27 protein-coding genes are annotated in these 26,896 nt (G+C 73.7%); 13 read left to right on the top strand and 14 right to left on the bottom strand.

Features of this window, described 5'->3' with window-relative positions; genetic code table 11:
- Positions 1 to 15 precede the first annotated feature (15 nt).
- Positions 16 to 1,023 (top strand): endonuclease/exonuclease/phosphatase family protein, encoded by a 1,008-nt coding sequence (locus ACFY1T_RS34510; protein WP_390791705.1) that lies wholly within the window; start codon positions 16 to 18, stop codon positions 1,021 to 1,023.
- Here ACFY1T_RS34510 and ACFY1T_RS34505 read toward each other — a convergent pair.
- From ACFY1T_RS34505 to ACFY1T_RS34495, 3 genes are read right to left on the bottom strand one after another with little or no spacing between them, the layout of a single operon-like run.
- Positions 992 to 1,861 carry a hypothetical protein gene (locus ACFY1T_RS34505; RefSeq protein WP_390791704.1) on the bottom strand — a complete coding sequence of 290 codons (870 nt, stop codon included), beginning with the start codon at positions 1,859 to 1,861 and terminating at the stop codon, positions 992 to 994. The two genes, ACFY1T_RS34510 and ACFY1T_RS34505, sit on opposite strands and share 32 nt — an antisense overlap.
- Positions 1,861 to 2,184, bottom strand: coding sequence for a MazG-like family protein (locus tag ACFY1T_RS34500; protein ID WP_390791703.1), 324 nt, complete (start codon positions 2,182 to 2,184; stop codon positions 1,861 to 1,863). The genes ACFY1T_RS34505 and ACFY1T_RS34500 overlap by 1 nt, the downstream gene beginning before the upstream one ends.
- Positions 2,185 to 2,226: 42 nt before the next feature.
- Positions 2,227 to 2,670 (bottom strand): nuclear transport factor 2 family protein, encoded by a 444-nt coding sequence (locus ACFY1T_RS34495; protein ID WP_390791702.1) that lies wholly within the window; start codon positions 2,668 to 2,670, stop codon positions 2,227 to 2,229.
- Positions 2,671 to 2,771: 101 nt separating this feature from the next.
- On the opposite strand from ACFY1T_RS34495, the gene ACFY1T_RS34490 reads away from it, so the two are divergent.
- Positions 2,772 to 3,341: a PadR family transcriptional regulator gene (locus ACFY1T_RS34490; RefSeq protein WP_384705859.1), complete on the top strand. Its 570-nt coding sequence runs from the start codon at positions 2,772 to 2,774 to the stop codon at positions 3,339 to 3,341.
- On the top strand, positions 3,328 to 4,104 hold the full coding sequence (locus tag ACFY1T_RS34485) for an SGNH/GDSL hydrolase family protein (RefSeq protein WP_390791701.1): 777 nt from the start codon (positions 3,328 to 3,330) through the stop codon (positions 4,102 to 4,104). The genes ACFY1T_RS34490 and ACFY1T_RS34485 overlap by 14 nt, the downstream gene beginning before the upstream one ends.
- A 4-nt stretch (positions 4,105 to 4,108) precedes the next feature.
- On the opposite strand, the gene ACFY1T_RS34480 is transcribed toward ACFY1T_RS34485, so the two are convergent.
- From ACFY1T_RS34480 to ACFY1T_RS34460, 5 genes are all read right to left on the bottom strand, one after another.
- The gene (locus tag ACFY1T_RS34480; RefSeq protein ID WP_390791700.1) at positions 4,109 to 5,299 is read right to left on the bottom strand and encodes a low temperature requirement protein A; all 1,191 of its coding nucleotides are present in this window, start codon (positions 5,297 to 5,299) and stop codon (positions 4,109 to 4,111) included.
- Between the two features lie 64 nt (positions 5,300 to 5,363).
- Entirely contained in the window at positions 5,364 to 7,355 is a 1,992-nt protein-coding gene (locus ACFY1T_RS34475) for a hypothetical protein (protein WP_390791699.1), read from the bottom strand.
- Between the two features lie 90 nt (positions 7,356 to 7,445).
- The gene (locus ACFY1T_RS34470; RefSeq protein ID WP_390791698.1) at positions 7,446 to 8,198 is read right to left on the bottom strand and encodes a hypothetical protein; all 753 of its coding nucleotides are present in this window, start codon (positions 8,196 to 8,198) and stop codon (positions 7,446 to 7,448) included.
- Between the two features lie 44 nt (positions 8,199 to 8,242).
- Positions 8,243 to 8,623, bottom strand: coding sequence for a hypothetical protein (locus tag ACFY1T_RS34465; RefSeq protein WP_390791697.1), 381 nt, complete (start codon positions 8,621 to 8,623; stop codon positions 8,243 to 8,245).
- Between the two features lie 77 nt (positions 8,624 to 8,700).
- Entirely contained in the window at positions 8,701 to 9,408 is a 708-nt protein-coding gene (locus ACFY1T_RS34460; RefSeq protein ID WP_390791696.1) for an aspartate/glutamate racemase family protein, read from the bottom strand.
- A 537-nt stretch (positions 9,409 to 9,945) separates the two neighbouring features.
- Between ACFY1T_RS34460 and ACFY1T_RS34455 the strand changes: the two genes are divergently transcribed.
- The gene (locus ACFY1T_RS34455) at positions 9,946 to 12,279 is read left to right on the top strand and encodes a HelD family protein (RefSeq protein WP_390791695.1); all 2,334 of its coding nucleotides are present in this window, start codon (positions 9,946 to 9,948) and stop codon (positions 12,277 to 12,279) included.
- A 27-nt stretch (positions 12,280 to 12,306) separates the two neighbouring features.
- Here ACFY1T_RS34455 and ACFY1T_RS34450 read toward each other — a convergent pair whose 3' ends face one another.
- Positions 12,307 to 13,221, bottom strand: a complete 915-nt coding sequence (locus ACFY1T_RS34450; protein WP_390791694.1) for a helix-turn-helix domain-containing protein — start codon at positions 13,219 to 13,221, stop codon at positions 12,307 to 12,309.
- Between the two features lie 101 nt (positions 13,222 to 13,322).
- Here ACFY1T_RS34450 and ACFY1T_RS34445 point away from each other — a divergent pair, with 101 nt between their 5' ends.
- Positions 13,323 to 14,810 carry an MFS transporter gene (locus ACFY1T_RS34445; RefSeq protein WP_390791693.1) on the top strand — a complete coding sequence of 496 codons (1,488 nt, stop codon included), beginning with the start codon at positions 13,323 to 13,325 and terminating at the stop codon, positions 14,808 to 14,810.
- 197 nt (positions 14,811 to 15,007) lie between these two features.
- Positions 15,008 to 16,327 (top strand): cytochrome P450, encoded by a 1,320-nt coding sequence (locus ACFY1T_RS34440; protein ID WP_390791692.1) that lies wholly within the window; start codon positions 15,008 to 15,010, stop codon positions 16,325 to 16,327.
- A gap of 27 nt (positions 16,328 to 16,354) precedes the next feature.
- Here the strand turns inward: ACFY1T_RS34440 and ACFY1T_RS34435 are convergent, their stop codons facing one another.
- A complete protein-coding gene (locus tag ACFY1T_RS34435) occupies positions 16,355 to 16,912 on the bottom strand; it encodes a DUF3291 domain-containing protein (protein WP_390791691.1) in 558 nt (185 codons plus the stop codon).
- A 246-nt stretch (positions 16,913 to 17,158) separates the two neighbouring features.
- Between ACFY1T_RS34435 and ACFY1T_RS34430 the strand changes: the two genes are divergently transcribed.
- A complete protein-coding gene (locus ACFY1T_RS34430; RefSeq protein ID WP_390791690.1) occupies positions 17,159 to 17,773 on the top strand; it encodes a TetR/AcrR family transcriptional regulator in 615 nt (204 codons plus the stop codon).
- Positions 17,757 to 19,400 (top strand): isovaleryl-CoA dehydrogenase, encoded by a 1,644-nt coding sequence (locus ACFY1T_RS34425; RefSeq protein ID WP_390791689.1) that lies wholly within the window; start codon positions 17,757 to 17,759, stop codon positions 19,398 to 19,400. Before ACFY1T_RS34430 ends, ACFY1T_RS34425 begins: the two co-directional genes overlap by 17 nt.
- A gap of 306 nt (positions 19,401 to 19,706) precedes the next feature.
- On the opposite strand, the gene ACFY1T_RS34420 is transcribed toward ACFY1T_RS34425, so the two are convergent.
- Positions 19,707 to 20,198, bottom strand: a complete 492-nt coding sequence (locus ACFY1T_RS34420; protein WP_390791688.1) for a DUF3995 domain-containing protein — start codon at positions 20,196 to 20,198, stop codon at positions 19,707 to 19,709.
- Positions 20,199 to 20,263: 65 nt separating this feature from the next.
- Here ACFY1T_RS34420 and ACFY1T_RS34415 point away from each other — a divergent pair, with 65 nt between their 5' ends.
- Positions 20,264 to 20,854: a TetR/AcrR family transcriptional regulator gene (locus ACFY1T_RS34415; protein WP_390791687.1), complete on the top strand. Its 591-nt coding sequence runs from the start codon at positions 20,264 to 20,266 to the stop codon at positions 20,852 to 20,854.
- A 284-nt stretch (positions 20,855 to 21,138) separates the two neighbouring features.
- Here the strand turns inward: ACFY1T_RS34415 and ACFY1T_RS34410 are convergent, their stop codons facing one another.
- Entirely contained in the window at positions 21,139 to 21,726 is a 588-nt protein-coding gene (locus ACFY1T_RS34410; RefSeq protein WP_390791686.1) for a TetR family transcriptional regulator, read from the bottom strand.
- A gap of 101 nt (positions 21,727 to 21,827) precedes the next feature.
- Between ACFY1T_RS34410 and ACFY1T_RS34405 the strand changes: the two genes are divergently transcribed.
- Positions 21,828 to 22,811: an aldo/keto reductase gene (locus tag ACFY1T_RS34405; protein WP_390791685.1), complete on the top strand. Its 984-nt coding sequence runs from the start codon at positions 21,828 to 21,830 to the stop codon at positions 22,809 to 22,811.
- 67 nt (positions 22,812 to 22,878) lie between these two features.
- Here ACFY1T_RS34405 and ACFY1T_RS34400 read toward each other — a convergent pair whose 3' ends face one another.
- Positions 22,879 to 24,297 (bottom strand): amidase, encoded by a 1,419-nt coding sequence (locus ACFY1T_RS34400; RefSeq protein ID WP_390791684.1) that lies wholly within the window; start codon positions 24,295 to 24,297, stop codon positions 22,879 to 22,881.
- A gap of 103 nt (positions 24,298 to 24,400) precedes the next feature.
- Between ACFY1T_RS34400 and ACFY1T_RS34395 the strand changes: the two genes are divergently transcribed.
- Both ACFY1T_RS34395 and ACFY1T_RS34390 read left to right on the top strand, forming a co-directional pair.
- Complete coding sequence (locus tag ACFY1T_RS34395) at positions 24,401 to 25,003, top strand: TetR/AcrR family transcriptional regulator (protein WP_390791683.1); 603 nt, start codon at positions 24,401 to 24,403, stop codon at positions 25,001 to 25,003.
- Positions 25,004 to 25,077: 74 nt separating this feature from the next.
- Positions 25,078 to 25,365 carry a DUF6225 family protein gene (locus ACFY1T_RS34390; RefSeq protein WP_390791682.1) on the top strand — a complete coding sequence of 96 codons (288 nt, stop codon included), beginning with the start codon at positions 25,078 to 25,080 and terminating at the stop codon, positions 25,363 to 25,365.
- Here the strand turns inward: ACFY1T_RS34390 and ACFY1T_RS34385 are convergent.
- Positions 25,344 to 26,276 (bottom strand): alpha/beta fold hydrolase, encoded by a 933-nt coding sequence (locus ACFY1T_RS34385; RefSeq protein WP_390791681.1) that lies wholly within the window; start codon positions 26,274 to 26,276, stop codon positions 25,344 to 25,346. The genes ACFY1T_RS34390 and ACFY1T_RS34385 overlap by 22 nt on opposite strands.
- 90 nt (positions 26,277 to 26,366) lie before the next feature.
- Here ACFY1T_RS34385 and ACFY1T_RS34380 point away from each other — a divergent pair, with 90 nt between their 5' ends.
- Entirely contained in the window at positions 26,367 to 26,789 is a 423-nt protein-coding gene (locus tag ACFY1T_RS34380) for a MarR family winged helix-turn-helix transcriptional regulator (RefSeq protein WP_390791715.1), read from the top strand.
- The last annotated feature ends 107 nt before the right edge of the window (positions 26,790 to 26,896 follow it).

Genomic DNA, 26,896 nt, shown 5'->3' with positions numbered 1-26,896 from the left:
CGGGAGCGGGGGCGCGTGGGCGGGCAGGGGGCGGAGCGGGGGCCTTGGCGGCGGCTTGGGCGGCCGGAGAAGCGGGTGTGGCGCGGGCGGGGGCGCGTCCTGACGGGGCTCGCGGTCCTCGTGGCCTGTCTGCTGGTCTGCCACGGAGCGGTGCCCGACGGGCTGCCGGGCCGTCCCGGCAGCCTGCTCGAAACGTTCCTGCCCTGGCTGGGCCTCGCCGTCCCGGTCCTCGCGGCCCCGGCGCTGCTGCGCCGCTCGGCCGTGGCCGCACTCGCGGCGCTGCTGCCCGCCGCCGCCTGGCTCGGGCTCTACGGCGGCCACCTGCTCCCCGGCGCGGACGGGGCACCCGGTCTCCTCGCCGTCCAGCACAACGTCAGCGACGAGAACCCCGATCCGGCGGGCACCGCACGTGCCCTGGCCGCCACGCGCGCCGACCTCCTCGCCCTGGAGGAGCTGACGCCGGCCGCAGCGCCGCAGTACGCGGCGGCGCTGGCGCCCCAGTACCCGTACCACGCGGTGGTGGGCACGGTCGGGCTCTGGTCGAAGCACCCGCTCGCGGACGTGCGGCCGGTGGACATCAGACCCGCCGGCTTCGGGGAGGACTGGAACCGCGCGCTGCGGGCCACCGCCCGCACGCCGCGGGGCGAGGCCGCCGTGTACGTGGCGCACCTGCCCTCCCTGCGGCTCGGCCCGGCGCACGGGTTCGGATCCGCACACCGCGACGAGAGCGCCGTACGGCTCGGCGCCGCGATCGCCTCGGAGCCGGCGGAGCCGCTGATCCTGCTCGGGGACCTCAACGGCACCGTCGACGACCGCGGGCTGGACCCCGTCACCTCGCGCATGGACCAGCCGAGCCGCGACTTCGCGTTCAGCTGGCCCGCCCCGCTGCCGCTGGCCCGGATCGACCAGGTCCTGACCCGCTCGGCGACCGTCACGCGGATCCGGGCGCTGCCCGCGACGGGCAGCGACCACCTGCCCGTCGCCGCCCGCCTCACATGGCCCGCTCCAGCACCAGGTCGGTGAAACGCCGCAGCCCGTGCTCGGCGTGGCCCATGAAGAGGTTGGGCTCCACGAGCTCCAGCTCCATCACGACCGGCGCCCCGTCGTCCGCCGTCGCGATGTCCACGCGCGCGTACAGCAGAGCCCCGGACCCCGGTACGGCCGCCAGCGCGGCACCGGCCAGGGCCAGTTCGGCCGCGGACGGCCGGTACGACACCAGATCCGGATGCGGCATGCGGTCGTTGTCGACGATCCCGAGGTCGGTCAGCACCGGCCCCTTGCGGATCGCGTGGCTGAAGGCGCCGCCGAGGAAGACGAGTGCCCGTTCGCCCTCGTCGATCCGCGACAGGTACGGCTGCACCATCGCGGTCGCTCCGGCCGCGTGGAGCCCCGCGACGTGCCCGGCCGCCGCCGCGTGGTGCCGCTGCGCGTAGCGCGCGGTGTCGCGGGCGCCGGCGGAGACGGCCGGCTTGACGACGAACTGTCCGTCCCCGGGCAGCACGACGGCCTCGCCGGGGGCGATGAACCGGGTCGGCACGACGGGGACGCCGCGGCCGGCGAGCTCCCCGAGGTAGCGCTTGTCGGTGTTCCAGCGCACCAGAGCGGCCGGGTTGTCGAGCCGCGTCGCATCCTGCACCGCGTCGGCCCAGGCCAGGTACTCCGGCCACCGCTCGGCGTAGTCCCAGGTGGACCTGATGACCACGGCGGCGCACCGCGACCAGTCGAAGTCCCGGGCGTCCCAGGCCGCCGCCGCGGCGTCGACCCCGCGGGCACGCAGCGCCTCGATCATCAGCGGCAGGTCGGCGTCCCAGGCCAAACCCGGCTCCGAGGTGGCCAGGGCCACCCGCGTGGGGGCGGCCATCAGCGGTTCCCCTTCTCTCCGGCCTCTTCGACGCGCAGCAGCACGCCCCGTTCGTCCCGTGTGTAGACGCGGTCGCGGTTCTTGGCCAGCTTCCGCTCCACCTCGGACTCGAGGTCGACACCGTTCATCTCGGCGAGCGCCGCGAGGTACAGGAACACGTCCGCGAGCTCCTCGCCGAAGTCGGGCAGTTTCCCGCGCCAGGCGGTGAAGGCCTCCCCGACCTCGGCCGTCAGCAGCCCGAACTCCAGGGGCACGTCGGTGGTGTTGAAGCCCTTCGCGAGCTTGTTGTCCCAGGCGAGCTGCTGGGCCGAGCGGATGTCCACCGGTTCCTCCGGGCGTGCGTACGATCGCTGGCTGCCCGCAGCCTAACGAGCGGCGCCTCCCCCGGCCGGGGCAGGGGCCAGGCCGTCCGCGACCAGCCCGGCGAGGACCGCCTCGCCCAGGGCGTGCACCGCGGACTGCGGCCGGACCATCACCGTGAACTCCTTGATCCGGCCGTCCTCGGCGAAGTGGACCAGGTCGATGCCGTGGATGGCCTTGCCGCCCACCGTGGCACGGAACAGCAGGACCTCCGACGGAGCCACGGAGCCGTCGACGCTCGTCTCGGCGCTGCCGGTGTACTGGCCGACGTAGCGGAAGTCCTCGAAGGTGCGCAGCAGCACCCCGAAGAGCCCCAGGACCATCGGCCGGCCCTCGAACGGGGTGAACTTCACCGGGCTGTACAAGCGCACGTCCTCGGTGAACAGGGCCTCCAGGGCGGCGAGGTCACGGCTGTCGACGGCGGCGCGGAAGCGGTCTGCTGCGGTCACGGCATCTCCCTGAGAGTCTTCTACTCATCAATGTGATTAGTCAGTTTCTTGAGTATCATGCGGGGAGTGTCCGTGCACAGAGGCGAGAAGGAGGCGATCCGATGGCTTTGCGCCACGCCGTACTGGCGGCGCTGCTGGACGAGGAGCTGAGCGGGTACCAGCTGGCGAAGGCCTTCGACCTCGGCGTCGCGAACTTCTGGCACGCCCTCCCGCAGCAGCTCTACGCCGAGCTGACCCGGCTGGAGAAGGACGGGCTGATCGCGGGCCGGGAAGTGGTCCAGGACACCCGGCCCAACAAGCGCCTGTTCACCGTCACCGACGCCGGGCTCGCCGAGCTGGACCAGTTCACGGCCGCCGCGACCAGGCCCTCCTCCATCCGCGACGACCTCATCGTGATGGTCCAGGCCGCCGACCACGTGGACACCGCGACGCTCGTCGCGCAGCTCACCGAGCGCGCCGCCTTCGCCCGGGCCAAGGTCGACCTGTTCGGCGGCCTGCTGCGCACCATGCGCGGCGACCGCTCCGAAGAGGAGTTCCTGCGCCGCGGCGAGCGCATCGGCCCGTACCTGACCTGCCTGCGCGGTCTCGCCTTCGAGCAGGGCAACCGCGACTGGTGCGAGCGTACGATCGCGGTCCTGCGGGAGCGGGAGGCGGCCCGTGCCGCGCGATGAGCACCGGTACCTGCGGTACGTGGCCCTGGGGGACAGCCAGACCGAGGGGCTCGGGGACGGCGACGACACCACCGGCCTGCGGGGGCTGGCCGACCGCCTCGCCGAGCACCTCGCGCTCCACAGCCCCGGCCTGCGGTACGCCAACCTGGCCGTCCGCGGCCGCCTCGCCGGGCAGGTCCGCGCCGAGCAGCTCGCACCGGCCCTCGCGCTGCGCCCGGACCTCGCGACCGTGGTCGCCGGGGTCAACGACATCCTCCGGCCGCGGTTCGACGCCGGCGAGGTCGCCGGCGACCTGGAGGCGATGTTCGGCGCGCTCACCGGCCAGGGCGCCCGGGTCCTCACCATGACCTTCCCGGACCTCGCGCGGATCACCCCGCTCGCCCGGCCGCTCTCCCCGCGGGTGAGCGAACTCAACGACCGGATCCGCACGGCTGCCGCCCGGCAGGGCGTGGTCGTCGTCGAGACCGGACACCATCCCGTGGTCACCGACCCCCGGCTGTGGAGCGCGGACCGGCTGCACGCCGGCCCGCTCGGCCACGAGCGGATCGCCGCCGCGCTCGCATACGCCCTCGGCCTGCCGGGCAGCGACGACTCCTGGACGCATCCGCTCCCCCCGGACGGGGCGCCCCGGTCCACGGTCGCCGCCGAACTGCGCTGGGCCGCCGCGTTCCTGGGCCCCTGGCTCGGCAGGCGCCTGCGCGGCCGTTCCTCCGGCGACGCCCGCACGGCCAAGCGCCCGGAGCTCCTGCCGGTGCTGCCGTGAGGGGTCAGGGGGTGGCGGCCGCCGCGAGGCGGCGGCGCTGGAGCGTGCGCGCGTAGAAGAGGTGCGCGATCGCCTCGGCGGCCAGGAGGAGGACCACCACCCAGGGCGCGAGGTGGCCGGCGGCCCAGACCACGAGCAGCGGGAAGCCGATGCCGGGAACGGCCCACACGGCGACGGCGGCCGGCGGGCGCCCGTAACGCAGCGCGATGCCCGCGTGGGCCGCGTGGTACATGGCCAGTCCGCCGGCCAGTACCCACACCGCACCGGTCGGCAGATGGGCGTGGTCGGCCTCCTCGACCGCGGTGGCCAGGCCGGCCGCCATGCACAGGACGCCCGCGGTGACGAAGAAGTGCAGGAAGCCGCCCACGTCGCGGGCGAGCAGATAGGCCTGCCGGTCGTCGGCCCTCGCGAGCATCAGCTCGGCCGAGGTCGAGCCGAAGTCGAAGTACGACCACCAGAGGGCGGCGAGGAGTACGAAACCCAGGACGCCGACGATCCCGGCCCGCGCGGTCCACGCGTGGTCGGCCGAGGTCACCAGCGCGATCACGGACTCGCCGAGCACGATGATGACGAACAGGCCGACCCGCTCGACGATGTGCCCGGTGTCCAGCCGGGCGGGGAGCCCGCGGCCGCGCGCGCTGAGCAGCAGCGCCATCTCGGCGGCGATGAGCACCGCCCAGACGACGTACTGCCAGGGCGCGGGCACGGCGGCGGAGGCGGCCCACAGCAGCCCCGAGGCCAGGCAGTAGCTCAGCGGGCGCCAGCGCGGGACGCGCAGGGGCTCGGGGTACCGGGTGGCCGGCCACCACAGCCCGAGCAGCACCAGCCGGGTGCCGGCGTACCCGAGGGCGTAGACGGAACCGCGGTCCGTGTCGGCCTCGGGCACGGCGCAGGCCATGACGGCGATGCAGAGCATGGCGGACAGCATGAGCAGCCGGCGGCGGGGCCCGTTGTCGGCGAAGAGGTTCGCCGAGACCATGAGGTTGATCCACAGCCACCAGGGCGGGAAGTAGAGCCCCAGGAACACGGCGAAGTCGCGCAGGCTCGGATCGCCGTGCAGCCCGTGCGAGAGCTGGGCGGCGAGCGCGACGAAGACGAGGTCGAAGAAGAGCTCGAGCCAGTCGGCGTGCCGTGCCTCCTGCCGGTGGCCGGCGTCGTCCGGCTCCGCGTCCGCTCCCGACTGTGGTGTGCCCATGGGTCCGCCCGGGTCCGTGCCGCCGCCCTCGCGGCCTGCTTGCCCGTATGACATCACGGTGTGACTAATCGAGGGCGGGTGACGCGGCGCCGGCCGCCAGGTCCCGCCGGCGTCCGGCGGCGGAGGCCAGCAGTACGCAGGTGGTGGCGAGGCACACGGCGAAGGAGGACACGGTGATCGAAAGGGACACCCCCGGAGTGCCCACCGAGAGGGCGGAGGTCGCCAGCAGGGCGGCGACCATCCCCGTGGCGTTGATCAGGTTGAGCCTGCGGCTCGCGTAGGCGTGCAGCACCTCGGCGCTGCCGGAGGGGTGCTGACGCCTGTTCTGGATCTGTTCCAGGAAGCCGGCCATGACCACGGCGAGGGGGATCACACCGGACCACTGGGCGTACTCCACGAAGAGCTCCAGGATCGTCGCGGCCAGGCAGACCAGCAGGCAGAGCAGGTTGACCCAGGCGACGCGGCGCACGTCTTTTCGGCGCGGCAGGTAGTACAGCCGCAGCGTGGTGAGCCCGACCCGGTGCGACGCCTCCCCGGAGGGTCCCTCGCCCTGCGCGAACTCCCCGAAGCTGACGTCGAACTGCTCCGGCAGTCCCCGGGGGGTCCCGTCGTCCCAGTCGGACGGGGCGAGGACCGGTTCGACGGCCCACCGCGGGTCGGACGTCGTGATGCCGGCCAGCTCGACCCCTTCGGGCGTGGGGACGGTCAGCTGGTTGCGGGCCTCGGTCGGCAGGCAGAGGTCCAGCTCCGCCGATACGCCGAGCAGCCCGTGGCGGCGCAGGACGCATTTGCCGTCGTAGCCGTAGTGCAGCCGCGGGGAGGTGCCGTAGGCGGTGTCCAACTCGGCGACCAGCGGCAGGTAGCGGGTGGCCGCGCGGATCCGGGCGCCCAGGTCGCCGTCCGTGACCTCGACGGCCCTCTCCAGCAGCGTCGCGACGGTATCGTGCTGGCGGCTCTGCACGGCGGAGCCGAGAGCGAGGGAGATCTCCCGGTGCGAGGCGTGCACCTCGACGCCGCGCCCGCGTCCGGCGTCGGCGCCGGTGCGGCCGGTGTCGGAGGCGTCCCCGCCCTCGTCCGCGAGCCAGTACGAGACCGCGTTCGCGATGTAGGACTGCACCTCGACCCGCTTGAGCGAGGGCACCACTCCGCCGTTCGCGTCCCGGATGTCGAGCTTGTCCAGCGTCTCGCCGTAGACCCACGGGAAGATGTCGATCACCGCGCGGGTGTCCTGGGTGCCGGAGGCGTACAGCGTCGAGGTGATCGAGTGGGACGCCTTGCGCCGGCCGGCCACCGCGACCACGTGGTCGCGGAGCATGACGGTGTGCGGGAAGTGCGCGAACTCCTCCGCGACGGACAGGCTCGCGGACACCTGCGGCATGCCCCGCCGGTCCGGACGCCGCCCGGCCTCCAGGGCCAGCGCCGCCGTCAGGGTGGGGGCGGGGGCCTGGCGTTCGCTGTAGTACGTGACGAGGTCGCGGGCGAGCCGGCCGATCCGCGCGGCGGCCAGGTCGCGCGGGGGCCGGGCACCGGACAGCAGCCCGTCCAGCTGTACGATCGCCCGGCCGTCGACCTCCGCCTGCGCGGCCAGGATCAGCGCGACGGACCGTACGACCTCCGCCAGCAGGGTCAGTTCGCGGGCGTCCGCCCCGGACTTCAGCGCGGCGGCCGCCGCCCGGCTCGCCGCTTCCGGATGGCCGGCGAGCAGGGCCGTGTGGGAGAAGGCGGCCAGCCGGCTCAGGGCCCGGTCCGGATTGGAACGGGCCAGGTGGCGGACCTGTTCGACGTACCAGCCGATCCTTTCGGTGTTGAACGGGTCCAGCGGCTGGAAGTAGTAGGCGGCGGCCAGCCGGTGCGCCCGTCTGAGCGTCGCGTCCTCCTCCTCGCGGAGCCGGTGGAGGAGGTCCTTGCGCAGCAGGGGCCGCAGCCGGAACTGCTCGGTCGCGGTCATGGGGCGGGCCTCGATCACGGGCAGCCGTACGAGCGGCCCGCTGTCGGCCGGCACTCCGAGCGCATCGGCGGTGTACTCGACGATGTCCGGATCGAACCAGTCGTACACGCAGAGGTGTTCGAGCAGCGAGCGCCGGGCGGGCGGCAGCGCGGCGAACGCACCGCGGATGCGGCGCAGGACGAGGTCCGTGTCCAGGGGTCAGCCCTCCCGGGTGAAGTGGGACAGGAACTCCGAGATCGCCGAAGGCAGCCCGTCCAGTCTGCTGCAGAGCTCCTCGGCGGACCCCTTGAGCTCGTCGATGCCGGCCAGGTCGATCCACTCCTGGACGGTCGCGGCGTCGAACGGCGGCAGGATCAGGTTCCGGACGGCGCCGGCGTAGGGGTGCGAGAGGCTGGGGACGCTGCGTCCGGCGAGGAAGACGGTGATGCGGCGGGTGGCCAGCAGGTCCGGCAGGAAGCCGGTGCTGATCCAGTTCTGCAGCGGGGGCTCGCAGCGGTCGAAGCCGTCCAGGACCACGATCGGGCCGGAGCCGGGCCCGGTCGCCGACTCCGCCAGACGCGCGACGAGTTCGTCGCTCATGGCCGAGTTCTGCGTCTCGCGGTCGGCGTTGACGCTCAGGGCGATGTCGAGGTGCGAGCGGTTCATCGACATCCCCTGGAAGTTCACCGTCGGCACCTCGCCGTAGCGCTGCTTGAGCGCGCGGAAGGAGTCCATGCGGATGCCCTGCCCGGACGCCTGCCGGTATATGTGGTTCAGCACGTCGAACGCCGCCCAGGTGGTGGCGAGGTCGACGTAGCAGACCGTGCTGTCACCGTGCCGCCGGTGCACCTCGATGAGCAGTGCGGTCTTGCCGATCCCCTCGTCGCCCTCGAAGAACAGGGCCCGGTGCGAGGCCCTGTCGCCGATCACGCGCGCGGCGTGGGCCAGTTGCTCGACGCGGTCTACGTGCACGCCGTCTCTCCCCCCCGGAAGTCCCCTGAGCGCTGCCGACCGGATCAGCTGGTGGGATCTCCGGTGCCGGTGCCGGTGCTGGTGCCGGTGCCAGGCGCGGTGCCGGGCCCGGTGCCGGGTCCCGTTGCGGGGTCGGGCTCGGGGTCGTCGTCCTTGCGCACGACGATCCAGCTGTCCTTGACCTTCGTGTCCACGATCCCGACCTTGCCGCCCTTGACCGTGCTGACCAGGGACTTCAGGATCTTGGAGCGCTTGGTGTGCACGGCCTGGTCGGCCGGGTCCCCCTCGGGGGCGGCCTCGACGGCGACGCCCCACAGCCGCAGCCGGAGCTTCTTGATCCGGTGCCGCATGGACCACAGGACGATTCCCAGCACCGCCACGACCACTGCGGCCACGGCGGCCTGCTGCCAGTTCTCGACGACCACGCCTACCCCCCTCGGTTGGCTTGATAGCGCCGAATGATGGCACGGGGCGGAGCGCTCGATTCCGAGCACCGATGGATTCAGGCCATGTGCGGGTGTGCCGAAAGGGCGGTCTCGACAGCCGCCTCGGCATGGATCCGTGCGGTGGGGAAGACGGGTACGGGGCTGTCCGCGGCGCCGACGAGCAGCTCGATCTCGGTGCAGCCGAGGATGATCCCCTGGGCTCCGGCGGCCACGAGCCCCTCGATGACGCGCTGGTAGGCGGCGCGGGACTCCTCGCGGACGATGCCGAGGCACAGCTCCTCGTAGATCACCCGGTGCACGAGCGCCCGCCCCTCGGCGTCGGGGACGCGGACCTCGAGCCCGCTCGCCGCGAGTCGGCCACGGTAGAACTCCTGCTCCATCGTGAACGCGGTGCCCAGCAGGCCGACGCGGGTCAGCCCCGCCGCCTTCACGGCATCGGCGGTGGCGTCGGCGAGGTGCAGCAGCGGCACGGAGATGCCCGCCTGGACCCGGTCGGCGACCTTGTGCATGGTGTTGGTGCAGATGAGGACGAGATCCGCCCCGGCCGCTTCCAGCCGCCGGGCCGCCGCCGCCAACACCTCGCCGGCCTCGGCCCACCGCCCTTCGGCCTGCAGTCGCTCGATCTCGGCGAAGTCCACGGAGTACAGCACGCACCGGGCCGAATGCAGCCCTCCCAGCCGGTCGCGCGTGAGCTCGTTCAACAGCCGGTAGTACTCGGCGGTCGACTCCCAGCTCATTCCTCCGAGCAGTCCGATCGTTTTCATAAGCAGATACGGTAACAGTCGTAAATGCCATAAGGATTGCTTTGATGTGCTGTCGGGTGGTCACGTACGCGCCGCCGGTGCCGGGAGGTCCCGGCGCCGGCGGCGGCTCGTGGATCGGGGTGGTCGCCCCCGCTGTCAGGACTCCGCGGATCCTTCCCGCATGACGTCCTGGAAGGCCGTCATGCACGGCATGCAGTGGTGGTCCGTTTCTGCGTTGCCTCCCGGCTGGAGGGGGCGGCCGCACAGGGTGGCCCGGCGGTCACGGGCGACGACGTGCCATACGAGGCCAGGCCCTGTGGCCGCCTCACCGACCTGCATTTCATACATGAGAGTGCTCCATGTGGTGGACAGCTCTGTGTATCCACCAAAGCAGTGCACGGCGCCGAAAGCCTGACGGGTGAGCCGTCCGGGTGACATCCGCCCATCCGGCTCGTTCGTCTGTGCGCTGTGGGCGCCTTTGGGAAACGGCATGCAAAAACCCCGGACCAATTGGCGGCCGGGGTATTCGTCTGCGTATATTTGATGTTTCACGACCTGATGACGGCAGGGCGTGAAGAGGCTTTACGAAGACATCGTATCGGGTCGGGAGTGGAATTGTCAACCGTGGAATTCCGTAATGAGCAGCAATTCATCGACGAGCTCTATGCGCGCCTGGACGGCCTGCGCGACCAGGCCGAACAGGCCGTGCAGCAGGCGCTGTCGGGGGCGGGCACCGGGTTTCAGGCGCGCCTGGAGCGGGATGTGGTCGTCGCCGAGCAGTCCGGTCTGCTTTCCGCGCTGAACGCCGGCGAGAACGGTCTGTGTTTCGGCCGTCTCGAGTTCTCCGACGGTCAGGACCACCACATCGGCCGCATCGGAATCAGGCAGGACGACGCGGACCGCACCCCCCTCGTCCTCGACTGGCGGGCCGAGGTGGCACGCCCGTTCTATCTCGCCACGGGGCATTTCCCGATGGGCCTGCGCCGGCGCCGCCACATCAGCACCCGCGGCCGCGAGGTCACGGCCCTGCACGACGAGATCCTCGACCTCGCCGACACCGAGCGCACCGGCCACGAGGGGGCGGACGCCGACGCCGTGCTGCTCGCCGCGCTCGACGCCGCCCGCACCGGCCGCATGCACGACATCGTCCAGACCATCCAGGCCGAGCAGGACCGCATCATCCGCTCACCCCACCGCGGCGTACTGGTGGTGGAGGGCGGTCCGGGAACCGGGAAGACGGCCGTCGCCCTGCACCGGGCCGCCTTCCTCCTCTACGCCCACCGCGAGCTGCTCGCCAAGCGCGGCGTACTGATCGTCGGACCCAACCCGGCGTTCCTCGGCTACATCGGCGAGGTGCTCCCCTCCCTCGGCGAGACCGGCGTCCTCCTCTCCACCCTCGGTGAGCTGTTCCCCGGCATCCGCGCGACCGGTACCGACCGGCCCGGCGCCGCCGCCGTCAAGGGCCGCGCCGAGATGGCCGACGTGCTCGCCCTCGTCGTACGCGACCGGCAGGCGCTGCCGGAGACCGTCCCCGCAGGCAGCGGCGAGGACAGCGCCGTGCTCCCGGAGCCGGCCCTGGAGATCGACCACGAGGACCACGGCACCCTGCGGCTCGACCGGACCATGGCGCACGAGGCCCGCGACCGGGCCCGCGCGACCGGGCTGCCGCACAACCTGGCCCGCCCGTACTTCGCCTTCCGGATCATCGACTCCCTCACGCAGCAGCTCGCGGACCAGCTCGGCGCCGACCCGTACGGGGGCCCCAACCTGCTCGGCGCCGACGACATCGCGCAGCTCGGCAAGGAGATCGCGACCAGCGCCGAGGTGCACGCCGCGATCGACGGCCTCTGGCCGCCCCTCACGCCCCGGCAGCTCATCGCCGACTTCCTCGCCGACCCCACCCATCTGCCGGCCGAAGAAGCCGAGTTGATCCGGCGCACGACGGACGACTGGACACCCGCCGACATCCCGCTGCTCGACGAGGCCGCCGAGCTCCTCGGCTTCGACGACAGCGCGGAGCGCGCGGCGCAGGAGCGTGAACGACAGGAGCGCATCGCGTACGCGCAGGGCGTCCTGGACCTGTCGCAGGGTTCCGAGAGCTACGAATTCGAGGACATGGAGAACGAGTTCCTCGCGGCGCACGACATCATCGATGCCGAACGGATGGCCGAGCGGCAGGAGGAGGCCGACCACCGCAGCGCGGCCGAGCGGGCCGCCGCCGACCGCACCTGGGCCTTCGGACACGTCATCGTGGACGAGGCGCAGGAACTGTCCGAGATGGCCTGGCGGTTGCTGATGCGGCGCTGTCCCACCCGGTCCATGACGCTGGTGGGCGACCCGGCCCAGACCGGCGACGAGGCGGGCTGCGGCTCGTGGAAGCGGATCCTGGACCCGTACGTCGGCGACCGCTTCGAGCTGGTACGGCTCGGCGTCAACTACCGCACGCCCGCCGAGATCATGGACCTCGCGGCCGCCGTGCTCCGGGCCCGCCACCCCGGATTCGAGCCGCCGAGCTCGGTGCGGTCCACGGGGCGGCGGCCCTGGGTGCGGGAGACGGACGACCTCCCCGGCGCGGTCGCGGACGCGGTGCGCGAAGGTGCTGCGGCCGATGCGCGGGGCGGCCGGCTGGCGGTGATCGCGCCGCGCCCGCTGCACGGGGCCCTGGCGGCCGCGCTGCCCGGCGTACGGGCGGGGGAGGAGCCGGACCTCACCCGGGCCGTGGTCCTGCTGGACCCGCGCCAGGCCAAGGGGCTGGAGTTCGACTCGGTGATCGTGGTGGAGCCCGCGGACCACGAGCCGAGCGACCTGTACGTCGCCCTGACCCGGGCCACGCAGACCCTCGGGGTGCTGCACACGGGCCGGCTGCCGGAGGGGCTGGCCGGGCGGCCTTAGGCGGCGCGGTGGAGGCGGGCGGGTGCGTCAGACCGCGGCCGGCGCGAGGAGTTCCAGCGGGTCCGGCGGCCCGAGGGGCTCCGGCCGGCGGCGGTCCACGGGCTCCGGCGCGGCCAGCCGCTCCAGTGCCGCCCGGCTCGCCTCGTCCACGGGCACCATCGTCACGAGGCGCGGGCCCGCCGCCGGCCCGAGCCACAGGTTGGTGTGCTCCAGGTGCAGCAGACCGACGTGCGCGTTGCGGACGTACTTGGTCTTGGCGCCCAGGCCGAGCACCTCGTGCCGCGCCCACAGCTCCCGGAACTCCGGCGACTGCGCCTCCAGTCGCGCCAGCAGGGCCTTCCAGGCCGGCTCGGCGAGGTGTTCCGCCATCGCCGCCCGGAACTTGGCCACGATCGTGCGGTTCACCTCGGCGACGTCGGCCATCGACGCCCGCCAGTCCGCGTTGGTGAACGCCAGCCACAGGCAGTTGCGGTCCTCGGGCGGCAGCGCGTCCAGGTCGCACAGCAGCCGTCCGTAGGTGGAGTTGTAGGCGAGGATGTCGTACCGGCTGTTCTGGATGCAGGCCGGGATCGGCCCGAGCTGGTCGAGCATCGCCCGCAGCGCCGGCGTCACGCTCGGACACGGCGCGTGCGGGGCCGGATCGAGGGTGCCGGCCAGCGCGAACAGGTGCGTGCGCTCGCTGGCGTCCAGCAGCAGCGCGCGCGCCAGGGCGTCCAGGACCTGCGGGGACACCTGGATCTCGCGGGCCTGCTCCAGCCAGGTGTACCAGGTGACGCCGACAGCGGAGAGCTGGGCGACCTCCTCGCGGCGCAGCCCGGGGGTGCGCCGGCGGCGGCCGCGCGGAAGCCCCACCTGCTCCGGGGTGATCCGCTCCCGGCGGCTGCGCAGGAATTCGGCGAGCTCGTGCCGGCGTACGTCGCTGTCGGGGGCAACAGTGGTCATGGAACCAGGGTGCCGCACCGCTCATCCCGTTGCCAGGTATTCCTTGTACCAGGATAAGAAGACTCTGGTACCAGGCTGAGCGTGGGGCGATCGTTTCCGTTGTGAGCGAAGCAACCGTACGCACCACCCGTCCCTCCCCGTCCGCCCCGGCGGGCCGCCCGGCCTCCGGGCCGGCCCCGGCCCCGGCCGCGCATCCCGGGCCCGCCCCGGCGGCGATCGGCCCGCTCGGGCTGTTCACCGTGCTGCTCGGCGCGGCCCTGCCCCTGATCGACTTCTTCATCGTCAACGTGGCGCTGCCCGCGATCGACAGCGACCTCGCGGCCGGACCCGCCACGCTGGAGCTGATCGTCGGCGGCTACGGCGTCGCGTACGCCGTGCTCCTCGTCCTCGGCGGCCGCCTCGGCGACACGGCCGGACGGCGCAGGCTCTTCCTGATCGGCATGGCCGCCTTCGGCGTCACCTCGCTGCTGTGCGGGCTGGCGCCCACCGCCTGGACCCTGGTCGGGGCGCGGGTGGCGCAGGGCGCGGCGGCCGCGCTGATGCTGCCGCAGGTGCTCGCCACCATCCAGGCGACCACCCAGGGGCCGCGCCGGGCCCGGGCGATGAGCCTGTACGGGGCCACCGCAGGGCTGTCGATGGTCGCCGGGCAGATCCTGGGCGGCGTCCTGGTCGCCGCCGACATCGCGGGCTTCGGCTGGCGCTCGGTGTTCCTGGTCAACGTGCCGGTGGTGGTCCTCGGGCTGGTGCTCGCCACCCGTGCCGTGCCGGAGACCCGCTCGGACCGGCCGGCCTCGGTCGACGTACCGGGGACGCTGCTGCTCGCCCTGTCCCTCGTATCCCTGCTGCTGCCGCTGACCGAGGGCCGGGCCGCCGGCTGGCCGCTGTGGACCTGGGTCTCGCTCGCAGTGTTCCCGTTCGCCGCCACGGCCTTCTACCGGACCGAGCGCCGCGCCGACCGGCTCGGCCGTACCCCGCTGGTGCCGCCGAGCCTGCTGCGACTGCAGTCGCTGCGGCGGGGCCTGGTCCTGCTGGTGCCGTTCTCGATCGGCTTCAGCGGTTTCATGTTCGTCATCGCGGTGGTCCTCCAGCAGGGTCTGCGGATGGGCCCGGTGGAGGCGGGGCTCGCGCTCGTGCCGATGGCGGTGGCCTTCTTCGCGGCCTCGCTCGCCGGACCGCGGCTGGTCGGCCGGTTCGGCAGCCGCGTCGTCACCGCGGGCGGCGTCCTCCAGGCCGTCGGCGTCATCCTGCTCACCCTCGAGGTCCTGCGCGGCTGGCCGGACCTCGGGCTGGCCTCGCTCGCCCCGGGCGTCGCCGTCGCCGGCCTCGGCCAGGGACTCCAACTGCCCGTCCTGATGCGGCTGATGCTGTCCGACGTGCCGGCCGACCGGGCGGGCGTGGGCGGCGGCGTCATGATCACCACGCAGCAGTCGGCGCTGGCCCTCGGCGTCGCCACCCTCGGCAGCCTGTTCCTCGCCCTGGTCCCGTCGGCGGGCATGCGGGACGCGCTCGCCGTCACTCTGCTGGTGCAGCTCGGCATGATCGCCCTGACGGTGCTCCTGAGCCTGCGCCTGCCGCGCATGGTGCGCTGACCGGCGACCGGCGACCGGCGACCGGCGACCGGCGACCGGCGACCGGCCACCGGCGACTCGTGACTCGTGCCCCGGCCTTCCCGGGACCCCGCCCTCCCGGAAGGGCGGGGTGTCACGACGTGCGCCGGCTCCCGTACAGTCCGTGATGCCCGCGCTCCGCCAGGGGCCGGGAACAGCGGCCGAACAGGAGAAGATCCGTGGCGACCGAAGCCGGCTTCGATCCCCGTCCGCCCGCCGCCCGTGAGGGCCGGCCGGTCCCCGAGCTGGATCCCGCCCTCGTGGAGCGGTGGCGCTCCGGCGGCGGCGAACTGGTGGACCTGCTGGCCGTGGTGCGCGAACGGCTCGGCGGGGTCGCGGCGTTCCGCCTCGGGCCGAGCCCCACGGTCCTGGTCACGGACCCCGGCGCCGTCCGGCACGTACTGGCCCTGCACCCCGACCGGTACGTCAAACGCTCCCACCGAGCCCGCCTGCTGATCGGCGACGGTGTACTCGCCGCCACCGGCGAGGCCTGGAAGAGCCAACGGCGGCTGCTGCAGTCCCAGTTCACCGGCACCGGCATGCGCCGCTACGAGCGGCGGATCGCGGAGGCGGCCCGGGTCACCGCCGAGCGCTGGACCGCGTACGCCCGCACCGGCCGGCCGCTCGACATAGGCCTGGAGATGCGCCGCTTCGCCCTGGACACCATCTGGCGCTCCCTGACCGGACATCCCCTCGACGACGGCACCGAGCGCGAACTGGGCGCCGTCGCCGCCGTGATGGCAGCGATGCCGACCCTGCCGGCCGACACCGCCCACGCCCGGGACGCGGTCGCCGCCGACCTCGCCAGGATCGACGCCGTCGCGCACCGCGCCATCGCGGCCGCCCGCGCCGGCGGGGCCGGGCCCGACGGTCCGGGCCTCCTGCACCTCTTGACCGGCGCGGCCGCCGAACGCCCCGAGTACACCGACCGGCTGATCCGCGACGAGCTGATCACGCTGCTCGTCGCCGGCCACGAGACCACCGCCACCACCCTGACCTGGCTCTACCTACTGCTCGACCGGCACCCCGAGACCCGCGACGAGGCCCTCGCCGCGGGCCCACCGGGCTCGGCGGAACGCCGCCGCGCCGTCCAGGCCCTGGTGTACGAGACCCTCCGGCTCTACCCGTCGGCGTGGATCCTGCCCCGGTACGCCGCCGAAGCCGACCTGGTGACCGGCTACGCCGTGGAAGCGGGCTCCGACGTGGTGGTCTGCCCGTACCTCACGCACCGCGACCCCGAGCTGTGGCCGGCCCCCGAACGGTTCGACCCCCGCCGCTTCACCACCCCGGACGGCCGCCCCGCCCACCCCGGCGCCTACCTCCCGTTCGGCATCGGCCCCCGCGCCTGCCTGGGCCTGCAGTTCGCACTCCGCGAGTCGACCGTCCTCCTCGAACACCTGCTGCCCGCCCACGTCCCGCTCTTGCGGTCCGTCCCCGCCAAGGCCGCGTACGGCATCACCGTCCGCCCGGACGGCCCCACCCCGGCGACGCTGCACTGAGCGCCCGGCTCCGCAAGGGCTTCCCCGTCAGTGAGACGGGTCGCGCTGTGGCCCGACGGCTTTGATCCCGGCCGGAGTTCCGTCCGGGGCGAACGAGTGGTGGAAGGTGAAGGCGTTCGGCGCGGAGCCGTGGTCGTGGAGGTGCTCCAGCCTGGAAACCCCGTCCTGCCAGGTGGGTATCACCCCGTCAGGGACCCACCAGAACACGTAATTCGGGTGCTCCGTCCTCTCGAACCAGTCGTAGCGCCTGTTCAGCGCCTCCCGGTGCGTACCGGTGTAGACGGCGTCGAGGGCGCGGCCCAGGTCGGTCCAGAGGGAGAGGGTCGTGGCCAGGGCGGTGGTCTGCGCCGTACGGCCCTTGCCGTACCAGGCCGGTACGGCGAACTCTCCCCATGCGCCCCAGTCCGCGTCGAAGAGCACGCCGCGATCACCGCCCGCCGCTTCGGCGCGCCCGAGGTACCCGGGGCACTGGCTCATCCTCCGGTAGACGGCCTCGCCGGTGGCGTAGAACTCGCGCGTGAGAGGTGCGGGATCGGCGAGGGGCGACTTCAGGACGCCGAACGTGTAAAGCGCGAGATGGGGCATGCGTCTCTCCCTGACTGCCTGAAGGAACTCCCGTACGACCGTGGGCGATCGCCGAGGACCAGGTGAAGGTAACTGCCTCCGCGGCCCCTGTCGAAGTTGCGTTTTCCCTGCCCGGATGCCCTCCCGCACCCGGCCCGCGGCCCTGTCCGGGCAGGCTCGACGGGCACACCGCCGACCACCGCGAAGCATGTGCCGGGCGCCGTCCGGGTCTGGCGTGAAGCAGTGAATCGGTGCTTCAATCCTTCCATGCCCTACCGCCGTCCGCCCTCCGTACAGGCCCGCCTCGACGCCCGCCGGGACCGGGTGCTCGAAGCCGCCGTACACCTGCTCTCCCGGGAGGGGTACGGCGGCTGCTCGGTCGCGGCCATCGCCGCCGAGGCCGGGATCTCCACCGGCAGCGTGTACCAGTCGTTCTCCGGGAAGTCCGAGCTGGCCGCCGCGCTCTTCCGCACGCTCGTGGCCCGGGAGCTCGAGGCCGTGGCCGCCGCGGCGGAGCGCCCGGGCGGGGCCGCACAGCGGGTGGCCGCCGCCGTCGAGACCTTCGCGTACCGGGCGCTGCAGGCGCCGCGCCGGGCCTTCGCCCTGCTGGCGGAACCGGCCGACCCCGCCGTCGACGCCGAACGGCTCGTCTTCCGCAGGGCGTTCCGCGACGTCTACGCCGGACAGATCGCGGCGGGCGTGGCCTGCGGAGAACTGCCCGCACAATCGCCCGAGTTGACTGCCGCCGCGCTCGTCGGCGCGATCGCCGAAGCGCTCGTCGGGCCGCTGGCCGACGGGGACGCGGCCCCGGGGGACGTCATCCCCGGCCTGATCACCTTCACCCTGCGTGCCCTTGGAGGACACGATGCCGCAGACGCATGAGGTCACCAACCAGGTGGATCCGCACCACGGCTACGACGCGGCCGCCGACCCGGCCCTGCTGGAGGCGGTCGCCCGGGAGGGCGCCGCGTGGGCGATACCCGAACTGCACCGGCTCGGCGCCCTCGCCGGCTCCGAACAGGCCGCGGAGTGGGGCCGCGTGGCCAACGAGAACCCGCCGGTGCTGCGCACCCACGACCGCTACGGCCACCGGATCGACGAGGTGGAGTTCCACCCGTACTGGCACGAGCTGATGGGCACCGCCGTCTCCCACGGGCTGCACGCCGCGCCCTGGGCCGAAGACCGGGCCGGGGCGCACGTCGCGAGGGCCGCGAAGTTCCTCGTATGGGGCCAGGTCGAGGCGGGTCACTCCTGTCCGGTGTCCATGACGTACGCCGCCGTACCCGCGCTCCGCGCGACCCCGGAGCTCGCCGCATGGCTGGAGCCGCTGCTCGCCTCCCGTACGTACGACTACGGACTGCGCCGGCCGGACACCAAGCAGGGCCTGATCGCGGGCATGTCGATGACCGAGAAGCAGGGCGGTTCCGACGTACGCGCCAACACCACCACCGCCGTCCCGGTCCCGGACGGCACCTACCGGCTGACCGGGCACAAGTGGTTCACCTCCGCGCCGATGTCGGACGTGTTCCTGACGCTGGCCCAGGCGCCGGGCGGGCTCTCGTGTTTCCTGCTGCCGCGGGTCCTGCCCGACGGCAGCAGGAACCGGCTGCTGCTCCAGCGCCTCAAGGACAAGCTCGGCAACCGGTCCAACGCCTCCGCCGAGATCGAGTACGACGAGGCCTTCGGCTGGCTGGTGGGGGAGGAGGGGCGCGGCGTCGCGACCATCATCGAGATGGTCAACATGACCCGGCTCGACTGCGTGCTCGGCGGGGCGTCCGGCATGCGGCTCGGCACCATCCGCGCCGTCCACCACGCCACGCAGCGGCGGGCGTTCGGCAAGGCGCTCATCGACCAGCCCCTGATGCGCAACGTCCTCGCCGACCTCGCGCTCGAATCCGAGGCGGCGACGGCCGTCGCCCTGCGCCTCGCGGGCGCCACGGACCGGGTGTCCCGGGGCAGCCAGGACGAGGCGCTGCTGCGCCGGCTGGGGCTGGCGGTCACCAAGTACTGGGTCTGCAAGCGCGCCCCCGGGCATGCGGCCGAAGCCCTCGAATGCCTGGGCGGCAACGGCTACATCGAGGACTCCGGCATGCCGCGCCTCTACCGGGAGGCCCCGCTGTCGTCGATCTGGGAGGGCTCCGGCAACGTCGCCGCCCTGGACTCGCTGCGGGCGATGGCCCGGCAGCCGGAGACCGTCGAGGCCTTCTTCGAGGAGGTCGGGCGGGCTTCGGGCGCCGACCGGCACCTGGACGCGGCGGTGGCCGGGCTGCACAAGCAGCTGGCCGATCCGGCCGAGGCCGAATACCGGGCCCGGCAGCTGACCGAGACGATGGCCCTGGCCTTCCAGGCGTCGCTGCTGCTGCGCCACGCCCCGGGCGCGGTGGCGGAGGCCTTCTGCGCGTCCCGCCTGGGCGGCGAGCACGGCGGCGCGTACGGGACGCTCCCGACGGGCGTGGACACGGAGACCATCCTGTCCCGGGCACGCACGCCGGAGGCCCCGACCGCCTGACGCCCCCGCGCCGACGGCCCCGCCGAGCGACCCGAGGACGGCTCCCGCCAGAGCGGTCCCGCAGGCGTACGGGCACGCCGGCTCGGCACGCCGGGCGCGGCCCCGCCGGAGCGGTCCGGCCGTGGCGGGGGCGTGGCCTCGAACGGGCGCCGGGTCTGTACGCGTAGGGGGCGGCTTCGGATGCCGTGCGCGGACTCGCCGGCGGCCGGTTCGCCCCGTCGGAGCGCCGCCGCATGCCGTGCGCCGACCCGCCGTGGCGGGGTACCGCAAGGGCGGGCGGTTCTTCGGGGCCGCGCCGTACGACGGTCAGGCGGCGCGGCGGCGGGTGCGCAGGGCCACGTACCCGGTGAGCCCGCCCAGTGCGACGCACAGCGGCGAGTAGAGCCGCAGGTCCCAGTGGCGGAACTCGGCCGGCTTGGACCACAGTCCGAGCCCGGAGCCCGCCAGTCCGCCGAGCCCGCGTGCCGCCATCGCTCCGGACACCGCCCACAGCCCTGCCCGTACCGGCCGGGACCGCCCGAACCGGCTCGCCGGCCGGGCCCCGGTCGCCACCAGCCCGGCGGCAGTGCCCAGTGCGCCCGCCACCGCGAGCGTCAGCGGCCCGGACGGCAGCTGCTCCTCCTCCACCCCGACCACCACGGCGGCGAACTCGGCCCGCGAGTCCAGCGGCCACGGGGAGAACACCCACACCACGTGCAGCGCGCCCGCGGCGAGCAGCCCTCCGGCAGCGGCCGCCGCCGCACCCCGCACCCCGGCTCCCGTCCGCTCCGCACCGATCCGCCTGGCCATGGCGCTCATGCCGAACCCCTCTCCCCAGTTCCGTACACCTCTGTATGGATGTTCCGTACAGTACTGTACGGAACATGGCCAAGGGGAGAGTGACCAAGGAGGAATGGACGGCGGCGGCGCTCCGGGCGCTGGCCCGCGGCGGTCTCGCGGCGGTGGCGGTGGACGTGCTCGCCCGCGAACTCGCGGTCTCCCGCGGCAGTTTCTACTGGCACTTCGAGAACCGGGAGGCCCTGCTCGTGGCCGCCCTGGAGACGTGGGAGCGGCGCGCCACCGCGGAGGTCGTCACCGCCGTCCGGGAGGAGGGCGATCCGTGGACGCGGGCGCGGATGCTGTTCGCCGTCGCGCTGGGCTCCGAGGAGATCGCCGGGCTGGAACCGGCGCTCGTCGCGCACACCGCGCACCCCGCGGTCGCCGAGGTCGTCGCCCGGGTCACCCGGACCCGGCTGGACTTCCTCGCGGAGATCTTCGGCGGTCTGGGCTTCGGGCCGCAGGAGGCCCGTCATCGCGCCCTGGCCGGGTACGCCGCCTACCTGGGCTGGCTGGAACTGCGCAGGACCGCCCCCGACACGGCCCCCGAGGTGCTGCCGGAGGACCCGGACGCGCAGCCGGCGCTGGACCACCTCATCGGCATGATCCTGACGCTCCCTGCCCCGCCGGCCTCGTAGGCGCCCGGCCCGGCCCCGTCCCGATGGGCGGCGGGCGGAGGGGGAGTGCCGGTGGACCGGCGCACCGGCGGGCCCACCGGCAGAGGCCGGGTGCCACGCCGGGGCGTGCCTTGGGGATCATGCCGGGACCACGCCGGGTGGCGCCGCGCCTCGCCGCGCTCTCGTCGGTCGCCGACGTCCCCGGCCACCGCCGGGGGGTGCCTCGACCGCGTCGACTCCCTCCGCCTTGCGATGCAAGGCACCACCCACCGCGGGCTGATCCGGCCTGACCCGAAAGACACGCCCTACGGGGCGTCCCGCGGCGGCGTCGTGATGCGGCGTACGGCCTCGACCACCGCGGCGCGGTGCCGGGCCAGCCGTTCGGGCGCCCAGCCGGTGCCCGCGCCGCCCGCGGCCGGCCCGCCCACGGCGCCGAACCAGGCCTGGGACAGGCCCAGTACGAGCGTGAGGATGTCGGCGGGATCCAGTGCGGCGTCGATGCGCCCCGCCGTCTGGGCCTGCTCCACCACCGCGATCTTGCCGCGGTAGGACTCCGCCTCCGTGTCCGTGGCGCCGGGCCGCTCCAGCTGCTTCCACACCACGAGCCGCATCAGTGCCGGCTGCGCGACGAGGTGGTCGAAGACGGCGCCCGCGTACCCCGGCAGGTCGTCGGCGTCGAACGGGACGGACTCCGAGCCGGTTGCCAGTGCCCGCTGGAGCACGGCGTCGAACAGCTGCTCCTTGTTGCCGTAGTAGACGTAGATGAGCCGCTTGTTCGCCTGCGCGGCCTCGGCGATGCGATCGACCCGCGCACCGGCGATGCCGTATGCGGCGAATTCGGAGAACGCCGCGTCGAGCAGGCGTGCCTTGGTCGCGCTGGAATCCCGTGCCATGGGCTCAGCCTAGCAAGTAACTATCTGGTTATTGACATGCGGCGCGAGCCGGGTGCATAGTCGAACTATCCAGTTAGTTACTTACGGAGGAGTACGGCACCATGGAGATTCGCGCACTGGGCGGTCAGGGACTCGAGGTCGGATCCGAAGGCCTCGGCCTGATGGGCATGAGCGCCCACTACGGAGCCATCGACGAGACCGAGGCCCTGGCCACCATCGACCGCGCGCTCGAGCTGGGCGTCACGCTGCTCGACACCGCCGAGGGGTACGGCCCCTTCCTGAACGAACAGCTCCTCGGCAAGGCGCTGGCCGGCCGTCGCGACGCCGCCGTGATCGCCACGAAGACGGGCGTGGAGTTCACCGACGAGGGCGGCTTCCGCGGCCACAACGGGACCCCCGAGTACATCCGCCGCTCGGCCGACCGCTCCCTGCGCCACCTCGGAACGGACCACATCGACCTGTACTACCTGCACCGCGTCGACCCGAACGTCCCGATCGAGGAGACCGTCGGGGCCATGGCCGACCTGGTCGCCGCGGGCAAGGTCCGCCACATCGGTCTGTGCGAGGCCGCGCCCGCCACCATCGCCCGTGCCCACGCCGTGCACCCGCTGGCCGCCGTGCAGACCGAGTACAGCCTCTTCGAGCGCGGCATCGAGTACGACGGCGTCCTCGACACCCTGCGCGATCTCGGCATCGGGCTCGTCGCGTACTCGCCGCTCGGCCGGGGCTTCCTGTCGGGCGTGATCACCACCCCGGACGATTTCGCGGCGGACGACTTCCGCCGTACGGACCCCCGCTTCCTGGGCGAGAACTTCGACCGGAACCTGGCCGTGGTCGACCAGGTCCGACGCCTCGCCGCGGAAAAGGGAGTCACCCCGTCCCAGCTGGCCCTGGCCTGGACCCTGCGCCGGGGCGCGGTGCCGATCCCGGGGACGAAGCGCCGCCGCTACCTGGAGGAGAACGTCGCCGCCACCGCGGTGACGATCACGGACGCGGACCTGGCCGCCATCGAGGCGGTGGCCCCGCACGGGGTCGTCTCGGGCGACCGCTACGCCCCGGAGCTGATGAAGTCCCTCAACGGCTGAGGCGCGGAGCGGCCGCCGCGGTCGGCCGGCCCGTCCGGCGGGGCCCGGCGGGGCCCGGCGGGGACCTTCACCCGCGGGGGTCCAGCGGGGTGAGGACACCGAGGCGGCTCTCGACCGCCTCGGCGGCGTCCAGGCACAGGTCCTCCCGGAACGCGCGCCCGACGATCTGGACCCCGCACGGAAGGCCGTCGGCCAGGCCCGTCGGCACGGCCACGGCCGGGACGCCCACGAAGCTGGTCACGGTGCACAGGCGCATACCCGCCGCGACGCGCTCGCGGCCCGGCCCGTCGCGCGATTCCAGCCCCGGCTCCACCGGCGGCTCGGTGAACACGGGGCCGAGCAACAGCGGGTACTCGTCGAGGAATTCGGCCCACGAACGGCGGATGTTCAGCCAACTGCCCATCAGCGCCACGAGTTCGTCGGCGCTCGCGGGCGGCGTCCGTTCCATGGCCATCGCGATGTACCGGTCCCCGCCCGCGCCGAGCAGCGTGCGCACCACGGGCCAGCCGGGGGCGAACTCGGTCACGGTGATCCGGCCGTAGGCGTCGAGGGCCTCGGCCATGCGCGGTACGTCCGCCACCTCGCGCACGTCGTACCCGGCATCCCGCAGCGCGCCGGCCGCGGCCGCCACGGCCGCGCGCACCGAGGGGTGGACGCCCTGGCCGCCGGGGTCCGCCACCACGGCGACCTTCACGGCCGCGGGCGGCAGCGCTTCGCCGTAGAGCGGCGCCGGCACGGCCCGCGGGTCGCGCGGATCGGTCCCGGCGAGCACCTCGTACGCCAGCCGCAGGTCGCCCACCGACCGCGCCAGGGGCCCCTCGGTGACGAGCATCTGGGACGCCGGGCCGGGGTCGTCCGGGCCGAGCATCCGCAGGTCCGCCGGGAACCGGCCCGTGGACGGCTTCAGGCCCGCCACTCCGCAGAACTGGGCCGGGATGCGCACCGATCCGCCCGAGTCGTTCCCGAGTCCGAGTGCCGCCATGCCCGTTGCCACGGCCACCGCGTCGCCCCCGCTGCTGCCGCCCGGGGTCCGGCCGCGGTCCCACGGGTTGAACGTGTCGCCGAACAGCTCGCTGCGGGTGTGCATCCCGGCCAGGACCAGGGTGGGCACGTTGGCGTGCCCGATCGGCACGGCTCCCGCGGCGCGCAGCCGGGCCACCGGGAGGGCGTCGGCCGGGGCCACCCGATCGCGGAAGCGCGGGGTGCCGAAGGTCGTGGGCACCCCTTCGACGGCGGTGGTCTCCTTCACGGTGAACGGCACGCCCGCGAGCGGCCCGAGTGCCGCGCCTTCGGCCCGCAGCCGGTCGGTGCGCGCCGCGGCCGCGCGGGCGCGTTCCGCCATCACCTGAGTGACCGCGTTCACCTGCGGGTTGACCTCGGCGATGCGCTCCAGGTGGCTGTCGACCAGCTCCGCGGCCGACACCTCGCCGCGGCGAACGGCCTCCGCCTGCGCGGCGGCCGACATCTTCCACAAGGGATCCAGCATGGTGCGAACCCTCTCCCCTCCACACGTTCCGATGCGCTTGCATCGGAACGGTACCCTGAGAACCGATGCAACCGCATCGAATAAGGGTGGGAGGGGAGCGGGCATGCCCAAGCAGGTGGATCACGAGGGCCGGCGCCGCCTCATCGCCGAGGCCGTCTGCCGGCTGGCCGACGAGCGCGGACTCGAAGGCGTGACCCTGCGCGACGTCGCCGCCCGCGCGCAGGTCTCCATGGGAGCCGTGCAGCGCTGCTTCCGCACCAAGGAGGAGATGCTCGTCTTCGCCCTCGGTCACGTGGGCGAGCGCATCGGCGAGCGGGTACGGGCCCGGCTGGTCAGGAGCCCGGCCCGGTCGGCCGGCACCGCCCTGGGGTACGCGGCCACCGAGGTCGCGCTGCTGCGGGAGGAGCACCGGGCCGAGGCCAGGGTCTGGCTGGCCTTCGTCGCGCAGGCGGCGGTCAGCGAGTCGCTCGCCGGCACGCTGCGGGCGAACTACGCCGCCCTGCACGAGTCGTTCGCGCAGCTCATCGCCGAGGCGGCGGAGGACGACGGCCGCACGGGGCCCGTCGACGCGCACCGTGAAGCCCGCGGTCTCCTCGCCCTCGCCGACGGGCTCACCGCACACGTCCTCATCGGCCACCTCGCCCCGTCCGAGGCGCAGGAGGTCCTCCGCGCGCACCTGGACCGTCTCCGGACGCACTCCGGGTGACGGTCGTCGCGGATGCGGGAAACAATCCGGCGCGCCGTGGCCGCGGTGCACCCTTCGCGCTCTAATGTCGCCGCATGGCTGACATGTTCGATCACAATCCGCAGGTGTGGACCGCTGGCCGGCTCCGCGAGGTGCTGGCAGCGCTGCCCGACGAGACCCCGATCCACATCGGCGTCGCCGACGGCCCCGGGGACTTCGAGGGCTACGGGGAGTACGTCCTCGTGGACGCCGAGCCCGTCGAAGTCGACGTCGACGGCGACGCCGAGGGCGATGGCGGCCACGGCGGCGAACCGGGTCATCGCGTCCAGTTCACGCTGTTCGCCGATGCCGCCGCCGGGGCCTACCACCTCGACCTGGACTGACCTTCCCGGTCGCCGTCTCCGCCGTCGCCCCCGTCGCCCCCGTCGTCCGGGTCGGCCCTGAGGAACTCGCAGACCAGGCGGTTCGTCTCCGCGGGCGCCGCCGTGGGCAGCGCGTAGTGGGTGAGCCGCGGGAGCCTCCCGATCCGGGCGTGCGGCACGGCCCCGCGGACGCGGGCCGCGACCTTCTCCGGATCGTGGGCGCCGCTGCGGCCCGCGAGCAGGACCAGCAGCGGGGCCTTCAGCGCCCCGCCGTCAGGGCGGCGGCCGGCGATCAGCTTCCGGTGCGCGAAGTCGGAGGCCGCCAGCGCGAACAGCCGCTTCCAGCCCGGGTCGGTGTCCGTGCCGGCCGTCTCCCGGTCGACGTAGGCGAGTGCGCGGGCCGTCCCCGGGCGCGCCAGCACGGGCAGTGAGCGCAGCAGGAATCCGGGGCGGAAGCCCGCGAAGCACCGGGTCGGGTCGAGGAGCACCAGCCGGTCGACCCGCTCGGGCGCCCGCAGGGCGTACGTCAGGGCGATCCAGGCACCGTACGAATGCCCCAGCAGGTGGGCGCGCCGGACGCCGAGCCCCTCGAGGAGCGCGTCCAGCCAGGCCATCAGGTCCGCGGTGGTGCGCAGAGGGCGGCCGGTACGGACACTGCGGCCGGCGTCGCCGAGGATGTCGACGGCGAGCACCCGGTGGCGGGCGCCGAGCGCCGCGGCGTTGGCGAACCAGACCGCGCCGGTGGCGCCCCCGCCGTGCAGGAGCAGCAGCGCGGGGGCCCCGGCCGGCCCATGGGCGTGGACGCGGGTCGGCCCGTACGGGGTCGGGACGTCGATCTCGGCGGTGCCGGCCGGCCAGCGCGCCAGCAGCGCCTCGTAGGCGGCGAAGAACTCTTGCGATGCGGGTGCGGATTCGGGTGTGGATGCGCTCACGGTCACGGCAGGCCCCCGGAAATCGTTTCGTTGACCGATTATCTCGCTCGGCGAGAGAATAGTCGAGTGAACGATGACGACACCCCCGCCATGCGGCTGGTCCACCTCCTGCGCGCGGTCACGGTGGAACTCCACCTGCGCGGCGCCGAGTTCGCGGCGCGCAACGACCTGCATCCGACCGATCTGCGGGCCCTGATCCGGCTGCTCGACGCCGACCGGGCGGGGGAGGCGGTCACCCCGGGGCGGCTCGGCGAGGCGCTGCGGCTCAACTCGGCGGGCACCACCGCCCTCCTCGACCGGCTGGAACGGCTGGGCCTGGTCCGCCGCAGCCGCGACGAGCAGGACCGGCGCCGGATCCTGCTCGTGGTGGAGCCGAAGGCCGTCGAGCTGGGCCGGTCCTTCTTCGGCCCGCTGATCGGAGGTCTGGTCGACGCGGCCGGGCAGTTCACGCCCGGTGAACTGGACGTCGTACGGCGCTACTTGACTGCGGCCCTGGACGCCGCCGCCCTCTAGGGGGTGTCCGCGAAGTGGCGCCGTCCGCCCGGAGGGCGGTCCCGCGGCGTCCGGTGCGTGCTCTCGGTGTGCCGGGCGGAAGCCCTTGTACTGGACGTACTCGGGAT

It is taken from the genome of Streptomyces sp. NPDC001194, from assembly GCF_042896985.1.
In the GTDB taxonomy this organism is placed as follows: domain Bacteria; phylum Actinomycetota; class Actinomycetes; order Streptomycetales; family Streptomycetaceae; genus Streptomyces.
Note: the sequence above shows the minus strand (reverse complement) of the source record. Positions and strands in the feature narration are given on the sequence as shown.